Source organism: Methylophaga sp., assembly GCF_030651745.1.
The window spans coordinates 1-17,898 of sequence record NZ_JAUSCC010000094.1; the positions used below are offsets into that span (position 1 = coordinate 1).

A 17,898-nucleotide genomic window follows, 5' to 3' on the forward strand; every position below is an offset into this window, starting at 1 on the left:
GTAACAATTTTGCCTGGTTGCATTGGGGTTGCGTTTAGACTCTCTTCAAAGAGATCAGCAAAGCTTTCGCTCATTATAAATATCCTTGATCCTGTATAGATAACAGAATCGCCCGTTAGACCTGCAAATGCAGGAAATTAACAAAAAACTTAACTGGAACACCCAGCTAAGTACCCTAATAAATCAGTCGATTAATGCACTGACTTTTTCTAATACAGCTTCAATACCGAGTTGTGTTGAATCCATAATAACGGCATCATCGGCAGGCCGCAGAGGCGCTACTTCACGTTGCGTATCTCGTTCATCACGTTCGGATATTTCGGCTACGAGATCGGAAAGGTTACTATCAATTCCTTTCTCTTTCAACTGCTTATATCTTCTCTCCGCCCGAACCTCGGCACTGGCTGTTAAAAAGACTTTAAATGCTGCGTCAGGAAACACAACTGTCCCCATATCGCGGCCATCTGTGACTAAACCAGGTGGCTGACAAAAATCACGTTGTCTTTGCAACAGAGCTGCACGTACCGCGGGAAATGCGGCAACTTTTGATGCAGCATTGCCTGCTTGTTCTGAACGAATCAACAATGAAACATCTTCACCTTGCAGTATCACCTGCAAGTGGCCTTTGGTTAATAAGAACTGTACATCCAAATGCTTAGCTAATTCAGCCAGCGCTGATTCATCAGTTAAATCAATGTGATCCTTGAGCGCCGCTTGTGCCAAAACACGGTAAATGGCACCACTATCCAGATAATGCCAGCCCAGTCTTTCCGCCATAAGCTGCGCTAACGTGCCCTTTCCGGACCCGCTTGGACCATCAATCGTCAAAACCGGTATTTCAGACATCGAAGGCATCAATTTGTAAGCCACTGTCAGTGGCTAATTCAACAAAATTGGGAAATGAGGTGGCGACATTGGCACAGTCATTAATCTGAATCGCACCACCAGCCTGTAATGCGGCCATGGCAAATGACATGGCAATTCGGTGATCACCATGACTATCTACTTCACCACTACCGATTACACCACCCTCGATAATCAAGCCATCGGGAGTGGGTTGCGCATCAATTCCAAGGGTTTGTAAGCCATCAGCCATAACCTGAATACGGTCGCTTTCTTTTACGCGTAATTCTTCTGCGCCGGTTAATACTGTGCGACCTTCAGCACATGCTGCAGCAATAAAAATGGCTGGAAATTCATCAATGGCCAATGGTACCTGGTCTTCAGGAATTTCAATTCCGGTCAATGGCGCATAGCGAACCCGAATATCAGCAACCGGCTCACCACCGGTCAATTTTTCATTACTCAAACTAATATCCGCGCCCATTTGACGCAAAATATTGATTACACCAATACGGGTCGGGTTTATACCAACATGTTGCAGAGTGATATCCGACCCCGGCGCAATTGCAGCTCCCACCATAAAAAACGTGGCCGAAGAAATATCTCCAGGCACATCAATGGTCGTGGCGGTTAATTTGCCACCGCCTTTAATACTGATTCGATTATCCTGAACCTGAACTGGATATCCCATGCCCTGCAGCATACGCTCAGTATGATCACGTGTCGGCGCAGGCTCAGTAACGCTAGTGGTTCCGTCGGCATACATCCCTGCCAGTAACAGACAGGATTTAACCTGGGCACTGGCCATTGGCAAGTCATAATCAATTGCCTTTAATGTATTGCCACCATGAATAGTCAAAGGTGGTTTGCCATCGGCACTGTCTATCTTTGCACCCATCAATGCCAGGGGATCAGTTACCCGGCGCATGGGTCGCACTGATAATGATTTATCTCCAGTCATGGTGACATCAAATGACTGACCAGAAAGCAAACCGCTTAATAAACGAATAGAGGTGCCGGAGTTACCGACATATACATCCTTTTCCGGCGCTTTCAAGCCATGCATACCCACACCATGCACAGTGACTTTGCCTTCGACCGGGCCTTCAATATTGACGCCCATTGCACGAAAAGCCGCTAATGTTGCCAGCGCATCTTCGCCTTCCAGAAAACCAGTGACCTCGGTTATGCCTTCAGCCAATGAACCCAGCATGATTGACCGGTGTGAGATGGATTTATCTCCAGGCACACGAAAACTACCTGTCAGATTGCCACCGGCCTGTACCACAAATTTACGATCTTGTTGCCCGCTCACGCTGTTGTTCACTCCCATTTACACTTCGCTGTTATCTTTCAGAGTTGGATCGGCAAAACGGCTATCTCTGGCCCGTTTTGCCCGGCCAAAGACATCAATAAGAAAATCACCATCATCTTGCCGAATCGCCTGTTCAATTTGATCGAGGCCGCTACGATATTGTTGTAATAATTCTAGAATCGCGTTGCGATTGCCAAGACATATGTCACGCCACATCACCGCATCACTCGAAGCAATACGGGAAAAGTCACGGAAGCCGCCAGCGGCATAACGTAATACTTCATCACAATCTTCACGTTTAGCTAACATGCCCACCAGATTAAAAGCTAAAACATGCGGTAAATGACTGGTGGCGGCCAACACCACATCGTGATGTTCAACCTCCATATCAAAAACATCTGCACCAGTTTGCTGCCACATTTGACGCACTTGTGCGAGCGCGTCTTTATCTGTTTCAGCTACCGGAGTTAATACCACGCGATGCTGCTGATATAGCTCTGCAAACGCAGCTGAAGGTCCGCTCTTTTCGGTACCGGCAATTGGATGCCCTGGCACAAATCGATCGAACTTATTGCCTAAAGCCTGACGGGCTGCATCTACAATTTGCTGTTTGGCACTGCCACCATCAGTGACAATCGCCTGTGGTTTGAGATGTGGAGCGATTTGTTCAAACACTGCCTGCATCGCACCCATCGGCACAGCTACAAACACCATGTCGGCATCGGTAACAGCCTCAGCCAATGATTCGGCGGCATTATCAATAATACCTAATGCCAAAGCTTCATCACGCGCAGCCTGCGAACGCGAAAAACCTGTGACCTGTTCAACCAGTCCAGCTTTTTTTAATGCCAGTGCCAGAGAGCCACCAATCAGGCCTACTCCAATAATAGATAAATGCTTAATCATTAAGACTCTGACAGACTGTTAGCTAGCGCTTCAAGGCAACGCTGATTTTCTTTTGCCAGACCAATACTGATACGTAAATGGTTTGGCAGACCATAACCTGCAACTGGTCTGACAATAACGCCTTGTTGCAACAACTTTTCATAAATTTCAGCTGCATTGGTTTTCACATCAACACAGATAAAATTGGCTTTTGAAGGAATGTAATTCAATCCCATTGCATTAAAGCCATCAATATATTGCTGCATGCCTTCGTTATTAACCTGCTTGGCACGTTGCAGATAATCTTCATCTCCCAGAGCAGCAATCGCTGCACACATTGCCAAGTGATTGACATTAAATGGCTGACGTAGACGATTTAACAAATCGGCAATTTCTGGACTGGATAAAGCAAAACCAACTCGCAAACCGGCCAGACCATAAGCTTTGGAAAAGGTGCGACAAATAATCAGATTGGGAAATTCAGCTAACCAGTCAATGCTGTTTATGTCCTGATCGCCATATTCAACATAGGCTTCATCGAGCACTACTATCACGTTATCCGGCACAGCCTGCAAAAATGCATGAACTTCCTGTGCCGGTATATAAGTACCGGTTGGGTTATTCGGGTTGGCAATAAAAATCAGCTTGGTATTTGCAGTAATCGCCTGCTGCATAGCCGGTAAATCATGGCCATAATCCTTAGCAGGCACCTCTACCAATTTGGCACCAATCGCTTGTGCAACCAATGAGTAAACTGCAAAGGCGTGTTGAGCAAACATGACTTCGTCAGCAGGTGAAGCAAAACAGCGGGCGATAAGCTCCAACACATCGTTAGATCCATTACCCAAGGTAATCTGCTTGGCATCAACCTGAAACTTTTCAGATAGGGCTAATTTTAATGAATATCCATTTCCGTCCGGGTAACGAGTCAGGTCTCGAGTTGCCAATGCAATTGCAGCTTGTGCAGCCTGAGAAGGTCCGATTGGACTCTCATTTGAAGCCAGCTTAATAACATCTCTTACGCCATATTGACGCTGCAATTCTTCTATCGGTTTTCCCGGCACATAAGGCTGCAAGCCAGCAATACTGTCTACCGCTAAATCACACAGATTCATTTTTGCTCCGCTGGTTTTTTGAAACTATCCAAGATCAACAATACGGCACCAATGCAGATAGCCGCATCAGCAATATTAAATGCGGGCCAATGATAACTACCGACATAGACATCAATAAAATCAACCACGTAGCCGTATAAAATTCGATCCAGTAAATTCCCGACTGCCCCGCCGATAATTAATGAGATCGCAATTGCTTCAAGCTTTGCCTGAGCTTTCAAGCGAGACAGCCAAATAATCAGCACAATCGAAACAGAGGCTGCCAGAGTTATAAAAAACCAGCGTTGCCAGCCTCCTGCACCCGCAAGGAAACTGAAGGCCGCACCACTATTATGGGCCAGTGTAAAATTGAAATACGGTATTACTGCCACGGTTTGATAGAGATCCAACCAATTGGACATAATCACTTTCGTGAGTTGATCTAAGGCTATCACCAACGCGCTTACCCATAACCACTTCAACATTATTTTTGCCTCAGGCAAAACGGCGGTTTTCGCCGTTGCCTTCAATATTTTCAATACAGCGACCACACAGCTCTGGATGATCGGCATGACTTCCAACATCTTCGGTCTGATGCCAGCAGCGTTCGCAACGCGCATTGCTCGAAGCATGAATATCCACAGCAAGACCACTTAAACCGGTCTCAATGGCTTTGGCTGATTTATCTGCCAGAGCAAAGCGCTTTGCTGAAGACGTGATCAGTACAAATTTCAGTTCATCACCGGCTTTATTCAAAATCGCCAGCAAAGGCTCATCTGCGTACAAAGTGACATCGGCCGTCAAACCACCTTTTACTTCACCTTGATTACGTTTATTTTCCAGTTCTTTGGCAACGGCATCACGCACGGCAAATAATTGTTGCCAATCTTTAGCGGATAACACGCTATCAGCTGATAACGGTGCCAGATGCGGATACCAGTCATTCAATAACGCCGAATCATTACGCTGGCCCGGAATAAATTCCCACAGCTCATCAGCAGTGAAACTCAGAATCGGCGCAATCCAGCGAGTCAAAGCTTCCAGAATGTGGAACATCGCCGTTTGTGATGATCGACGGCCCAGACTGTCCGTTGGCATCGTGTATTGACGATCCTTAGTGATATCCAGATAGGCACTGCCCAACTCATTAGCACAGAAGTTATGCACTTTCTGATAAATCAGATGAAACTGATAACTTTCATAGGCCGCAAGAATTTCCAGCTGTAAATGATAAGCGCGGTCCAGAACCCAGCGATCCAACGGCAATAATTTCTCAGTGGCCACCAGATTGGTCGCAGGATCAAAATCATTCAGATTCGATAATAAATAACGTGCGGTATTACGAATCCGGCGATAAGAATCTGCAGTCCGCTTAAGGATCTCATCCGACACACTCATTTCAGCACTGTAATCAGTGGCGGCCACCCAAAGACGGATGATATCGGCACCCAGATTATTAACAACTTTCTGCGGTGACACCGTATTGCCCTTGGATTTGGACATTTTCTTGCCTTCGGCATCCACGGTAAAGCCATGCGTCAAAACAGACTTGTATGGTGCTTTGCCGGTAGTGGCGACGGATGTCAGCAATGATGACTGAAACCAGCCACGGTGTTGATCACTGCCTTCCAGATAAAGATCGGCAGGACGTTGTAAACCATCACGGCGGGTTAACACACAAGCATGCGACACGCCGGAATCAAACCACACGTCCAGCGTATCGGTAACTTTGAAATAATTGTCTGCATCGGCACCAATCAGTTCGCTGGCATCCATATCAAACCAAGCATCAATGCCCTTTTGTTCAACGGCTAATGCCACTTTTTCGATCAATGCTTTCGAATCAGGATGCAATTCCCCGCTCTGCTGATGCACAAATAACGGTATCGGCACACCCCAGGTACGTTGACGGGAGATACACCAGTCCGGACGACCGGTCACCATATTTTCAATACGTTTTTGGCCCCAGTCAGGCATCCATTTGGTTGCGGCAATCGCCTGCATTGCCTGATCGCGTAAACCATTCTGCTCCATACTGACAAACCATTGAGGTGTCGCACGGAAAATGATCGGCGTTTTATGACGCCAGCAATGCGGATAGCTGTGACGGATATCCACATGACATAACAAGGCATTCTTTTCTTTTAATAATTCGATGACCAGCGGATTGGCTTTAAATACCGATTCGCCAGCAAACACTGGTGTGTCCGGCAAAAACACACCGTTACCACCGACCGGGTTATCCACTTCCAGTTTGTATTTCAGGCCCACGATATAGTCATCCTGACCATGACCCGGAGCGGTATGTACTGCGCCAGTACCGGCATCGGTGGTTACATGATCGCCTAAGATGACTGGCACCTTACGATCATAAAACGGATGTTGCAGCAGTAAACCTTCCAGCTCAGCACCTTTACAACGGGCGATGACTTCACCGGTTAATTGATAACGTTCCAGAGCTTTTTCATAAAGCGCTTCAGCCAACACTAAACGTTCATCAGCACATTGCACCACGACATACTCTAAATCTGGGTGCAGACAAACGGCCTGATTAGCGGGCAATGTCCAGGGTGTAGTGGTCCAGATAGCGATGCTGACCGGGCCATTGCCATTATTGGGGCAAGCCTTATCAAACGCAGCGACATCGACCAGTTGAAAGCGCACATCAATTGCCGGTGAGGTTTTATCCTCATATTCAACTTCAGCTTCCGCTAACGCAGATCCACAATCCACACACCAGTGAACCGGTTTGACACCTTTGTGTAAATGACCATTTTCAATGATTTCGCCCAGCGTGCGGATAATATCGGCTTCAAACTGAAAATCCATGGTCAGATAAGGATTATCCCAATCAGCCAATACACCCAGACGTTTGAAATCTTCCCGCTGTCCATCCACCTGTTTGGCGGCATATTCACGACAAGCCTGACGGAATTCAGCCGGACTGACTTTAACGCCTGGTTTGCCGACTTTCTTCTCAACATTTAATTCGATAGGCAAACCGTGGCAGTCCCAACCGGGCACATAAGGCGTATCAAAACCGCTCAGGGTTTTAGACTTGAGAATAATATCTTTAAGAATTTTATTGACGGCATGACCAATGTGAATATCGCCATTGGCATACGGAGGGCCATCATGCAGAATAAACTTGGGTTTACCCTGATTGTTTTCCCGTAGCTGCCGGTAAAGATCTTGCTCCTGCCAACGCTTTAAAATCACAGGTTCGCGAGTAGGCAGACCCGCTTTCATCGGGAACTCAGTCGCAGGAAGATTTAAAGTGTGCTTGTAGTCGGCCACAAAACGTCTCGTTGTCGTCAAATAATAAAGCGCCCGATTATACGGGTTTTTCGCGCTGACCTAAATCACTGAAACTGGTTTTGTTTTGGCTTTGCCTGATGTTAGGGTCTGATTTCCAGTAAAATGCACAACCATTGTCCATTTAGTTTATTCAAGAGCACCAGATTCGATGACTGCAACGCAAAAAGTGATCATTAAAGGTATCACTGAGGATGGCCATAAGTTCCGTCCCAGCGATTGGGCGGAAAGATTATGTGGTGCTGTAGCCAGTTATGGTCCGGGAAGAAGAATTATCTTTCACCCCAACGTCAAGTTGGCTTCATTTGAAGGCACGAAATGTGTGGTGATTGATGCAAAACTTGAAGATGACGATGTGATGCTTTTCGAATTCCTGCTCGAATTCGCCAAGGATAATCAACTACAGGTTGAAAGAATGGATAAGCTACCCGAGTCTTGAAATTAGTCTTCGTGGTCGGCATCCGGCCAATTCTGAATATAGTTTTTCAGAAGTTTATTTTCAAACTTGGCTTTTTTCAGCAATTCTTCCACAACGTCAGTAATAGATAACATGCCCTCCAAGCGCCCTTTGTAGACTACCGGTAAGTGCCGAATATTATGTTCTACCATCATATTCATCACTTCTTCCAGCGTATTATCCGGATCACATGTGTAAGGATTCGGCGTCATCGCATCCGCCGCGGTTTTGGGTTCCCACATTGCATGTTTTTTGTGCAACACACTGAGTAAATCACGTTCTGACAGAATACCGACCAAAGCACCGTTATCTGTCACTACCAATGATCCGATGCGATGCTCCATCATTAAGTGGACGGCTTTATCTAGGGAATCTGTTGGTGTCAGGCCGATAACTGGCTTACCTTTATTTTTGGTAATGAGTCTGACTTTCATCTCTCTCTCCGGCAACGACATGAAAATTCATTCTGCTTGAGAAGTCAGCTCCATGGCAAGACTTTTAAAGATGTTCGCGTGTGGAGCGAAAATCAATTTCAGGCCAGCGTTCCATGGTTAATTCCAGATTGACACGGGTTGGGGCGATATAGGTCAGATTGTCGGCCCCGTCCAATGCAAGATTCATCGAGGTTTTACGCTTGAATTCCTCCAGCATTTTCACATCATCGCAATACACCCAACGAGCGGTATTCACCTGAACCGGTTCATAGGCACATTCGACGCCATATTCACCTTTCAGACGATGTACCACCACATCAAACTGCAACACACCTACCGCACCAAGTATTAAGTCATTATTGTCTAATGGACGAAATAATTGCGTGGCCCCCTCTTCGCTTAATTGTTGCAGACCTTTCAATAACGCCTTGTTCTTCAGTGGATCTTTTAATCTGACACGGCGGAATAATTCGGGTGCAAAGTAGGGAATGCCGGTGAATTGCAAATCCTCACCCTGAGTAAAGGTATCGCCAATTTGAATGGTGCCATGATTGTGTAAACCTAAAATATCGCCCGGCCAGGCTTCTTCTGCCTGTTCCCGCTCTGCCGCCATAAAGGTAACCGCGTTAGCAATGGTCACATCTTTGCCAATACGAGTCTGGCGTAATTTCATGCCTTTGGTGTAATGGCCACTACAAACACGCATAAAGGCAATCCGGTCACGATGTTTGGGATCCATATTGGCCTGGATCTTAAACACAAACCCGCTGAAGTTTTCTTCATCCGCAGCCACGTCACGGGTTTTAGTTTCACGAGGTTGTGGTGCGGGAGCATATTCAACATAGGCATCCATCAATTCGGTAACACCAAAGTTATTCATTGCTGAACCAAAAAATACCGGGGTCATTTGTCCGCTGAGAAAGGCTTCTAAATCAAATTGATCACTGGCACCGCGGACCAAATCAATCTCTTCTCGCAACTCTTCTGCCATCGAACCAAATAATTCATCCAGCCGTGGATTATCCAAACCCTGAATCAGTTCACCGGCATCTGCGTCTTTGCCATGCGCCTCAAACAAGCGAACATTATCGTGATACAGATGGAAAATACCCTTAAAGCCTTTACCCATACCGATTGGCCAGGTAATGGGTGCACAGCGAATATTCAAAATATTCTCGACTTCACTAAGCAAATCCAGAGGATCCCGACCTTCACGATCCAGTTTATTAATAAAGGTCAGGATGGGGGTATCCCGCAAACGACACACTTCCATTAATTTGATGGTACGTTCTTCAACACCTTTGGCACTGTCAATAACCATCAACGCCGAGTCGACTGCGGTAAGTGTGCGATAGGTGTCTTCGGAAAAGTCGGCATGGCCTGGTGTGTCCAGCAGATTAACAATGCGATCTTTATAGGGAAACTGCATCACCGATGAGGTGACCGAGATGCCCCGCTCCTTTTCCATTTCCATCCAATCCGAAGTCGCGTGTTTATCTGTTTTACGAGATTTGACGCTACCGGCCATCTGAATGGCACCGCCGAATAACAGTAACTTTTCCGTCAACGTAGTTTTACCTGCGTCGGGATGCGAAATAATCGCAAAAGTACGGCGTTTGGAAACTTGTTTCTGTAACAGACTTTCGGACATAGTGACTCAGTTTAAAATTAGATAGGCCAATCAGACTTGGCAGCTCGTGCAACAAACCGCGTATTTTGGATGATAATCAGGAATCCGACAATTCAGTCGTGGCGGCTTTGGTTTGATTTCTGCCAGATTGTTTTGCTAAATACATAGCTTTATCAGCCCGTTCCAGCAGTTGTTTACGTGTTTCTTTTCCGGTGACGGCCTCCGCCACACCAATACTGATGGTGATATTTCCAGCTGTTTCAAAAACCACCGATTCAATATGTTTGCGCAATCGTTCGGCCAGTCCAAGTGCTTCTTGCAATGCGTTATGTGATGCCAAAACTACAAACTCTTCACCGCCCCAGCGGCCAAAAAAGTCACTGGCTCGCAGTTTTGACTGTACCTGCTCTGCTAATCCAGCTAACACTTGATCACCCACGTCATGCCCATAACTATCGTTGACCGACTTAAAGTGATCCACATCAAACAATAAAATTGAACAAGGGTGACCATAACGTTCTGCGGCGGCAAGTTCCGTATCGATTGCCAGTTCCATACGGTATCGATTCCAGATTTTAGTCAAGGCATCGGTGTGGGCGATCTCTTTGAGTTGTTTATTCGCGCGTTGTAATTCTGTATTGAGTCGATTGATCTGGTGCACTGTAATCGCAACTGCCAGATCTTCAGCCAAATCCTGAGCGGCATTTTGCTCAGCGGTAGTCCACTGTTCGGCTTCATGCTCAACCGTTTCAATCCAAATTTGATCACTGTTTTCTGCTGCTGCATGCAAAGGATTCTGGGTTATTGTTTCCAGGATTTGTTTGTTGGCGATCCACCGATTCTGCACCTGTTTAGCTTGCCGGAATAACAGCAGCCAGCCAGATTGGCTTTGTTCGATAGGTAATGGGATGGCAAGTAAACCAGCCTGGTTCCGTAAGTCGACTAAACTGTTCAATGGACTATTTGATAATTGGTTACAAATCCAACACGGTTTCTGTCCAGAATGGTCAGTAAGCCAATTTCCAACCATATCAATTTCATACGTATCCAGAGTTTCACCGATACATCTGACCTCGTCGCGATATAACAAAGCAATGCCACTGCAATGAAACAATTGCATCCAATCCCGACCGTATTTATCCAGTAATTTTGTCGGCTGAACCAGTTTGTCACGTTCTGCTGAAATCAATTCCCGGCTGTTTAACACATTTTCCAAGAACGATGCCTGTTGTCTGGCCTGCAATAAAAACATCCGTTGCGTTGCCATTTGTACCAGATTAAATGCCGCGTCACGTTCGGCTGGTGATATTTCAATCGCTGTAAAATGATGACAAGTGATTATTCCCCATAATTGCTGCTCACCGGCAATCGCAATGGAAAGTGATGCCTCGACTTTTATCTGTCGCAGATACTGCTGATGCACTGGAGATAAAGCCCTGAGCATGCTTGATGTTAAATCCAGTGGCGGCTGATTGATTTCTTCACAAAGCGGTGTCAACGGCACGAGTTTGGCATTCACATCAGGGACATTCCGTAGCGGATTAATCACATAACGGGCTCTGACGCTCAAAGGGATATCGCTGGCAGGAAACCGGTAATTCAATAAACTTCTGTCAGGATGACGACATGCTTCAGCGATAGCGGTACGATGCCAGTGTGCATCAAACTGGCATAACAAAACCCGATCATAGCCAGTGACCGCCTGCACGCTCTGCACCAACATTTGCTGTAATGATTTAATCTCCTGAACCTGTGCCAACCGACTCAACCAGTCATTCACTATAGGCATCAAACGTTGTTCAGCAGATCGGGAAAGTGGCTCAAGTTCAACGACAATCGAATCACTGCTGCGATAAGCCATCACATAGAATCGTTGATACGAGCCGGCAACCTGACGATTGATTATTAACGCTGCGGATAAGCGTGTTGTTGCTGTGAGAGATTGCAGTAAACGCTGCTGTAATTTACCGCCCAGAATATCTCTAGGCGAAGATGCCAAAGCAGTCGCTACGGAAACCCCCAGTTTTTGCTGCAAGTTACTGCTGACTTGTAAAGTTTTTTGTAAACGATCATCAAAACGAATCAGACAACCGAAGGACTGAATACCTTCAATTTGCTTTGCAGGGTTTTGTTGACCTTCTGAAGTCGTCGCCAACGCGTATTTCCAATTCGTGATAGGACAGTATTGTATGGATGAAATTGTAGTCTTAAAGCAGTAATAAAACTGAAAATCAATCGAAGGCCTTGTCTGCGCATTTTATACATCGTGTAACGGTTAGATCGAAGTTTAATTGTGCTTCACTGATGGCCTGATCGCACACATAACAAAAGCCAAAATCATCGTTATCAATACGGCGAAGTGCACCATCAATGGCCTGCAATTGAGCTTGTTTATGTTTAATGGCTTCTTGTTTTTTTATTTGCAAATGAAACGATAACGCATCGAGTTGGGCTGGCTGGATTTCCACCAGCCTGGAGCTATCCACTTCATTATCGGTTAACAATACCAATTTAAGTTGCAATAACTTCTGCCGGTAGTTTTCCAGCTGCACAATATTCATTTGATTCAAGCGTTGTTTCTCAACTAGCGAAGTAAGAGCAGCGGAATATCACTCATCCGCACCATTTTGGCTGTGTTACTGCCCACCAGAAACTGGCGGATACGTGAATGGCCGTATGCGCCCATCACCATCAAATCAATATTGTTGGCACGTTGATATTCATGAAGCGCCGGTTGAACAACGCCTTGTAACAAAGCAGTCGTAACTTCAAATCCCGCTGCAATAAGATGCTGTTTGGCTTTATCTAATTGAGACTGATGATTCGTATCATCCTCGGCCACCATCGTTATATGGCATTCCAAACCTTTCAACAGATCACTTACGGCAACTTTTTCCAACGCTTTGGTGGCGGTTGAGCTGCCGTCATAAGCAATCATAAAGCGCTGCGGAATATTAAATTCCGGCAAGGTAATCAGAATAGGTTTGGTTAATGCCCGAATCACATTCTCAAGATGACTGCCAAGACTATGCGTTTCATTTTCATGGGCTTGTCCCTGACGACCTAACACCAAAACCCGGGTGTCTTGCTGCAGATCTGACAAGGTTTCCATCAGGCCGCCATGACGTTGATGGGTTGTCACGTTAATAGCGTGATGTTGCTGAGCTAAGACTCTGGCATCCTGCAAAATATTCTTGCCATGTTCCAAAGCCAGGCGGCTGCGTTTTTCATCGAGTTCAACCAACTCTTGCAGCAGATTTTCCCGACTTCCCAAACCGATATTGCCTGACAGATTTTTACTGTTTTCCGGTTTGGGATATTCGTTCTTATCCAATACATGCAATAAATCCAGCGGTGCTTGTAACTTGTCACTCACCCAGGCAGCAGCTTTACAGACCGCAGGTGAGGTTATTGAGCCATCGATACAGGCTATTATTTTTGTCATTTCCCTTCTCTCTTCTGCTTAGTGGCCGGCGAGCATTTTTTCAACTTCTTCCGGCTTATCGTGCACACCAAATCTGTCGACAATAGTGGCGGTGGCGGCATTCATGCCAACCAGTTCAACCTCTGTACCTTCACGACGGAATTTGACCACGACCTTATCCAATACAGAGACCGAGGTAATATCCCAAAAGTGAGCATGGCTTAAATCAATTACAACTTTTTCCAGCGCTTCTTTGAAATCAAATGCGGCAGCAAATTTATCCGCTGAAGCAAAGAAGATCTGTCCTCTGACTTCATAACGGCGTTGATTATCCTGTTCACTAAAATCACTTTTCACCACCATAAAGTGAGCCACTTTATTGGCAAAGAACAAGGCTGCCAGCAATACACCGACAAATACCCCTAACGCCAGATTATGTGTAATCACCACAACCAGTACGGTCATCACCATCACGATGTTTGTCGACAATGGATGTTTCTTTAAATCGCGAATAGACGTCCACGAAAAAGTACCAATGGATACCATAATCATCACTGCGACCAGCGCTGCCATCGGGATCTGTACCAGTAAATCATCTAATACCAGCACCATAAACAACAGGAATAAACCGGCAGTCATTGTCGATAAACGGCCTCTACCACCGGATTTGATATTGATAATCGATTGACCAATCATCGCACAACCGGCCATACCACCTAATAAACCAGAACCAATATTGGCAACACCCTGGCCTTTACATTCACGATTTTTATCACTTGAGGTATCGGTTAAATCATCGACGATGGTCGCTGTCATCATTGATTCCAGCAAGCCGACCACCGCTAACGCCATGGCATAAGGAAAAATGATTGTCAGCGTTTCAAAATTTAACGGCACATCCGGCCATAAGAAAATAGGCAGCGTATCAGGCAAATCCCCCATATCACCCACGGTTCGAATATCGATATTGAACATCACCGCCACCACGGTCAGCACAATAATAGTCACTAACGGCGAGGGCAATAAACGGCCGACTTTTGGCACATATGGAAATAGATAGATGATAGCCAAGCCCGCAGCGGTCATAGCATAGACATGCCAAGTAACATTAGTCAGTTCTGGCAATTGCGCCATAAAAATCAAAATAGCCAATGCGTTTACAAAGCCAGTGACGACTGAGCGGGAAACAAACCGCATCAAATTTCCAAGCTTTAAATAGCCCATCACAATCTGAATCACACCGGTAAGCAATGTTGCTGCTAACAGGTACTCCAGACCATGCTCTTTGACCAGCGTCACCATCAATACTGCCATTGCTGCTGTCGCGGCTGAAATCATACCTGGCCGACCACCGACGATTGAGATAATCACAGCAATACAGAAGGAGGCATATAAACCGACTTTTGGATCGACACCGGCAATAATAGAAAAAGCAATGGCTTCGGGAATCAGTGCCAAGGCCACCACAATACCGGCAATCAAATCACCACGGATATTGGAAAACCAGTCTCGTTTAAGGTTTTGCAACATTAATTCGCTTCCTGTGTTCAAGGGAATTTTTAAAGAGTATTGCCAGGCTAAGTGACCATTTGATGTCGACTAGCTTCAAACTAACTATTGGTTATGACTTCGCACAACCGCATTGTTGGTGGCAAGTGATGTATAAAACATCCAGACCTGAGAAGGCCCATTTGAGGAGGTGTACTAGGGTGGACTAAGTATCACGATGCGGCAGGTTGCTTGTCTGAAAAATGGGCCAATATACAGTAATTTGCTTTGCCCTCAAAACTTTGGCGAAAAGTTCATCATTAAAATAGTGTTTTCATGTGCCAGATTTTATAACGGTTTGAATGCTACAATCAGCCCCCTAAATTCTGCTACGGAGGATTATGTGGAAAGCTATTACCTGTTAATCGATTGGTTAGAAAATTATCCTCATCTATATACTGTTGTTGGCCTTGTGTTGCTGCTCCATATTGCCTGGATAGCAAACTGGTTGGTCAAACGGATTTTAGTTCGTGGCGTCTATCGCATTCTCAAAAACAGTCACTTAGGCCGGTATTCCTCTTTAGCGGACTCGCCGTTTATCAGACGTATGGCCAATATCGTTCCGGCCATTATCCTGTCTGCTGGTATTGTCATTATTCCGAATATTTCCGATGCCGCGGTTACCGTGGTGCAGAATGTTTCCACGGCATTTATCATTTTGACCATCTCACTGGGATTAGGCAGTCTGCTGACCATTGTCAATGATGCCTATAGCAAACGTCCGGATGCACATCTGAAACCTATCAAAGGTTATATCCAGGTTCTCAAGATCGCCATATTTGCGATTGCCACCATATTGATAATTGCTTCACTGATTGACCGTTCTCCACTGATTTTATTATCAGGGCTGGGAGCAATGGCCGCGGTACTGTTATTGATATTTCAGGATACCTTGTTGTCACTGGTGGCCAGTGTGCAGATAAATTCCAATGACTTAATTCGTGTCGGCGACTGGATTGAAATGGCACCACTCAATGCAGACGGTGATGTTATTGATATCGCTTTGCACACCGTTAAGATACAAAACTGGGATAAAACCATCAGTGTCATTCCGACCAAACGTTTCCTGACCGATCCGTTTAAAAACTGGCGCGGTATGCAGGAATCCGGCGGCCGTCGTATTAAACGCAGTATTTTGATTGACCAGCAAAGTATTCACTTTTTGTCAGATGATGAACGGAAAAAACTGCACCGTTTCAGCCTGATGGATAATTATTTACAGCAAAAACAAAAAGATATTGATGAGTGGAATCAACAATTGGCTGATTGGGGCAAAGAGCCGGTCAACACCCGTCGAATCACCAATATCGGAAGCTTCCGGGCATATGTAAATAATTATCTGAAAAATCATCCGAGTATCCATCAGAGCTACACTTTGATGTCTCGGCAACTTGAGCCAACCGCCAACGGTCTGCCTTTAGAGATTTATTGTTTTACCAACACCACCAATTGGATTGAATACGAAGGCATTGCTTCGGATATTTTTGATCATCTGCTGGCCATTTTGCCGGAATTTGGTTTGCGGGTATTTCAGCAACCGAATGGTTTTGATATGCGTGAATTAAGACCGCAACCCTTGCCAAAACAAGATCCAGATATCAGTCCGGCATTAGGTGATACACCCAACAAATAATAATTGCAGCTTGATAATGTAACCCTCTCTTTGCTTAATCAAAGGAAGCTGATTGACCGTCAAAATGGATAAAGAACCCGCTATCAGTACCCACAATGTGGCACAACTTATTCTGCTTTTAGCGGGATTAACCGCTATCGCCCCACTGGCAATTGATGCCTATTTGCCTGCCATGCCATTAATGGCTTCCGAATTTGCAGTCAGTATTCATGCAATTGAATTATCCCTCAGCTTGTTTCTGGCCGGATTTGCTGTTGGCCAATTGGCGGGTGGCCCCTTGTCAGATCACTTTGGCCGCAGACGTATCATCTTTATTGGCCTGTTTTTATTTTGCATTGCCAGTATGGGCATCGTGCTCAGCCATACTCTGCATGGTTTATGGTTATGGCGAATCATTCAGGCCATTGGTGGTGGCATGGCGATCGTCAACTCCTCAGCAGTAATTCGCGATATCAGTAGTGGCCGGGACAGTGCACGTTATTTATCACATATGGCAATTATCATGATGATTGCGCCGCTGGTCGCCCCCTTAATCGGCATGATTTGTCTGCACTTAGCTGGCTGGCATTCTATTTTTATTGTGTTGTTTATCTATGCACTGGTAATCGGACTGCTGCTATATCGTTTATTGCCGGAAACGCGCGTTCAACCGGCCCAGGCAACCACTGCCCTGCGCCGCTATATCGAAGTACTGACGCATCGTAAAGCCTTGGCTTACCTGGCGGCGCAAAGTTTTACCTATGGTGGACTGTTTAGCTTTATTACCGCATCACCTTCAGTTTATATGGTGTATTTCGGTGTTTCGGCTTCTGTTTATCCACTGTTATTCGGCATCAATGTATTAATGATGATTGTGGTTAATCGTATTAATGTCCGGCTGTTACATTTCTACGACCCGCCATGTCTATTAAGACTGGGGCAAATCCTGCAAGTCATTACCGGGATAATCATGCTGCTGTATATCCTGATCATCCCCGCTCCCGCTTTGAGCCTGATTGTCATAGGCATCATGATATTTATTGGTTGTCAGGCGTTGATTGTGTCAAATGCCGTGGCCAGTACTGTGGAGTTTTTCCCGCGTAGCAGTGCCACCGCTACCGCAGTACTAGGTTCGTTTGGCTTTTTATCAGGTGCGGCCAGTGGATTACTGGTCAGTTCTTTGGGAGATGGCAGCCTGTGGCCGATGATTAGTGTAATGAGTGGTTGTGCCATCGCCGGATTAGTGATCAAAACCCTGATTTTACGCAGTTGCCGACCGAAACAAACGGAACAGAACGGCTGTTAACCTTGCATTAACCCCCGAGCCACTATATTGGCGCT

General features: G+C 45.7%; 15 protein-coding genes. 3 read left to right on the top strand and 12 right to left on the bottom strand.

From position 1 onward, the window contains the following. Positions 1-183: 183 nt before the first annotated feature. The 6 genes from cmk to ileS are packed head-to-tail and all read right to left on the bottom strand — an operon-like array spanning position 184 to position 7,434. Complete coding sequence (gene cmk, locus Q7V21_RS10820) at positions 184-846, bottom strand: (d)CMP kinase (protein ID WP_304917304.1); 663 nt, start codon at positions 844-846, stop codon at positions 184-186. Next, complete coding sequence (aroA, locus tag Q7V21_RS10825; RefSeq protein ID WP_304917305.1) at positions 839-2,158, bottom strand: 3-phosphoshikimate 1-carboxyvinyltransferase; 1,320 nt, start codon at positions 2,156-2,158, stop codon at positions 839-841. Before aroA ends, cmk begins: the two co-directional genes overlap by 8 nt. Positions 2,159-2,176: 18 nt before the next feature. Continuing rightward, entirely contained in the window at positions 2,177-3,064 is an 888-nt protein-coding gene (locus Q7V21_RS10830) for a prephenate dehydrogenase/arogenate dehydrogenase family protein (protein WP_304917306.1), read from the bottom strand. Then, entirely contained in the window at positions 3,064-4,158 is a 1,095-nt protein-coding gene (gene hisC, locus Q7V21_RS10835; protein WP_304917307.1) for a histidinol-phosphate transaminase, read from the bottom strand. The genes Q7V21_RS10830 and hisC overlap by 1 nt, the downstream gene beginning before the upstream one ends. Continuing rightward, positions 4,155-4,622, bottom strand: coding sequence for a signal peptidase II (gene lspA, locus Q7V21_RS10840; protein ID WP_304917308.1), 468 nt, complete (start codon positions 4,620-4,622; stop codon positions 4,155-4,157). The genes hisC and lspA overlap by 4 nt, the downstream gene beginning before the upstream one ends. A 10-nt stretch (positions 4,623-4,632) precedes the next feature. Then, a complete protein-coding gene (ileS, locus tag Q7V21_RS10845) occupies positions 4,633-7,434 on the bottom strand; it encodes an isoleucine--tRNA ligase (RefSeq protein ID WP_304917309.1) in 2,802 nt (933 codons plus the stop codon). 169 nt (positions 7,435-7,603) lie between these two features. Between ileS and Q7V21_RS10850 the strand changes: the two genes are divergently transcribed. Next, a complete protein-coding gene (locus tag Q7V21_RS10850) occupies positions 7,604-7,891 on the top strand; it encodes a DUF3579 domain-containing protein (RefSeq protein WP_304917310.1) in 288 nt (95 codons plus the stop codon). A gap of 2 nt (positions 7,892-7,893) precedes the next feature. Here Q7V21_RS10850 and Q7V21_RS10855 read toward each other — a convergent pair whose 3' ends face one another. From Q7V21_RS10855 to Q7V21_RS10880, 6 genes are all read right to left on the bottom strand, one after another. Further along, positions 7,894-8,343 carry a CBS domain-containing protein gene (locus tag Q7V21_RS10855; protein ID WP_304917311.1) on the bottom strand — a complete coding sequence of 150 codons (450 nt, stop codon included), beginning with the start codon at positions 8,341-8,343 and terminating at the stop codon, positions 7,894-7,896. Between the two features lie 64 nt (positions 8,344-8,407). Then, complete coding sequence (locus Q7V21_RS10860; protein WP_304917312.1) at positions 8,408-9,994, bottom strand: peptide chain release factor 3; 1,587 nt, start codon at positions 9,992-9,994, stop codon at positions 8,408-8,410. Between the two features lie 76 nt (positions 9,995-10,070). Further along, a complete protein-coding gene (locus tag Q7V21_RS10865) occupies positions 10,071-12,128 on the bottom strand; it encodes a sensor domain-containing diguanylate cyclase (RefSeq protein WP_304917313.1) in 2,058 nt (685 codons plus the stop codon). A 76-nt stretch (positions 12,129-12,204) separates the two neighbouring features. Then, positions 12,205-12,534 carry a TraR/DksA family transcriptional regulator gene (locus Q7V21_RS10870; RefSeq protein ID WP_304917314.1) on the bottom strand — a complete coding sequence of 110 codons (330 nt, stop codon included), beginning with the start codon at positions 12,532-12,534 and terminating at the stop codon, positions 12,205-12,207. A 23-nt stretch (positions 12,535-12,557) separates the two neighbouring features. Next, positions 12,558-13,418 (bottom strand): universal stress protein, encoded by an 861-nt coding sequence (locus Q7V21_RS10875; RefSeq protein ID WP_304917315.1) that lies wholly within the window; start codon positions 13,416-13,418, stop codon positions 12,558-12,560. Between the two features lie 18 nt (positions 13,419-13,436). Next, complete coding sequence (locus Q7V21_RS10880) at positions 13,437-14,927, bottom strand: SulP family inorganic anion transporter (protein ID WP_304917316.1); 1,491 nt, start codon at positions 14,925-14,927, stop codon at positions 13,437-13,439. A gap of 361 nt (positions 14,928-15,288) precedes the next feature. Here Q7V21_RS10880 and Q7V21_RS10885 point away from each other — a divergent pair, with 361 nt between their 5' ends. Next, complete coding sequence (locus Q7V21_RS10885) at positions 15,289-16,578, top strand: mechanosensitive ion channel family protein (RefSeq protein WP_304917317.1); 1,290 nt, start codon at positions 15,289-15,291, stop codon at positions 16,576-16,578. A gap of 52 nt (positions 16,579-16,630) precedes the next feature. Then, positions 16,631-17,863 (top strand): multidrug effflux MFS transporter, encoded by a 1,233-nt coding sequence (locus tag Q7V21_RS10890; RefSeq protein ID WP_304917318.1) that lies wholly within the window; start codon positions 16,631-16,633, stop codon positions 17,861-17,863. Positions 17,864-17,898 lie beyond the last annotated feature (35 nt).

Bases quoted from the DNA above. Each gene is read 5' to 3' on its own strand.
- cmk (WP_304917304.1), bottom strand. From the start codon at position 846: ATGTCTGAAATACCGGTTTTGACGATTGATGGTCCAAGCGGGTCCGGA.
- Q7V21_RS10830 (WP_304917306.1), bottom strand. From the start codon at position 3,064: ATGATTAAGCATTTATCTATTATTGGAGTAGGCCTGATTGGTGGCTCT.
- hisC (WP_304917307.1), bottom strand. From the start codon at position 4,158: ATGAATCTGTGTGATTTAGCGGTAGACAGTATTGCTGGCTTGCAGCCT.
- lspA (WP_304917308.1), bottom strand. From the start codon at position 4,622: ATGTTGAAGTGGTTATGGGTAAGCGCGTTGGTGATAGCCTTAGATCAA.
- Q7V21_RS10850 (WP_304917310.1), top strand. From the start codon at position 7,604: ATGACTGCAACGCAAAAAGTGATCATTAAAGGTATCACTGAGGATGGC.
- Q7V21_RS10855 (WP_304917311.1), bottom strand. From the start codon at position 8,343: ATGAAAGTCAGACTCATTACCAAAAATAAAGGTAAGCCAGTTATCGGC.
- Q7V21_RS10860 (WP_304917312.1), bottom strand. From the start codon at position 9,994: ATGTCCGAAAGTCTGTTACAGAAACAAGTTTCCAAACGCCGTACTTTT.
- Q7V21_RS10870 (WP_304917314.1), bottom strand. From the start codon at position 12,534: ATGAATATTGTGCAGCTGGAAAACTACCGGCAGAAGTTATTGCAACTT.
- Q7V21_RS10875 (WP_304917315.1), bottom strand. From the start codon at position 13,418: ATGACAAAAATAATAGCCTGTATCGATGGCTCAATAACCTCACCTGCG.
- Q7V21_RS10880 (WP_304917316.1), bottom strand. From the start codon at position 14,927: ATGTTGCAAAACCTTAAACGAGACTGGTTTTCCAATATCCGTGGTGAT.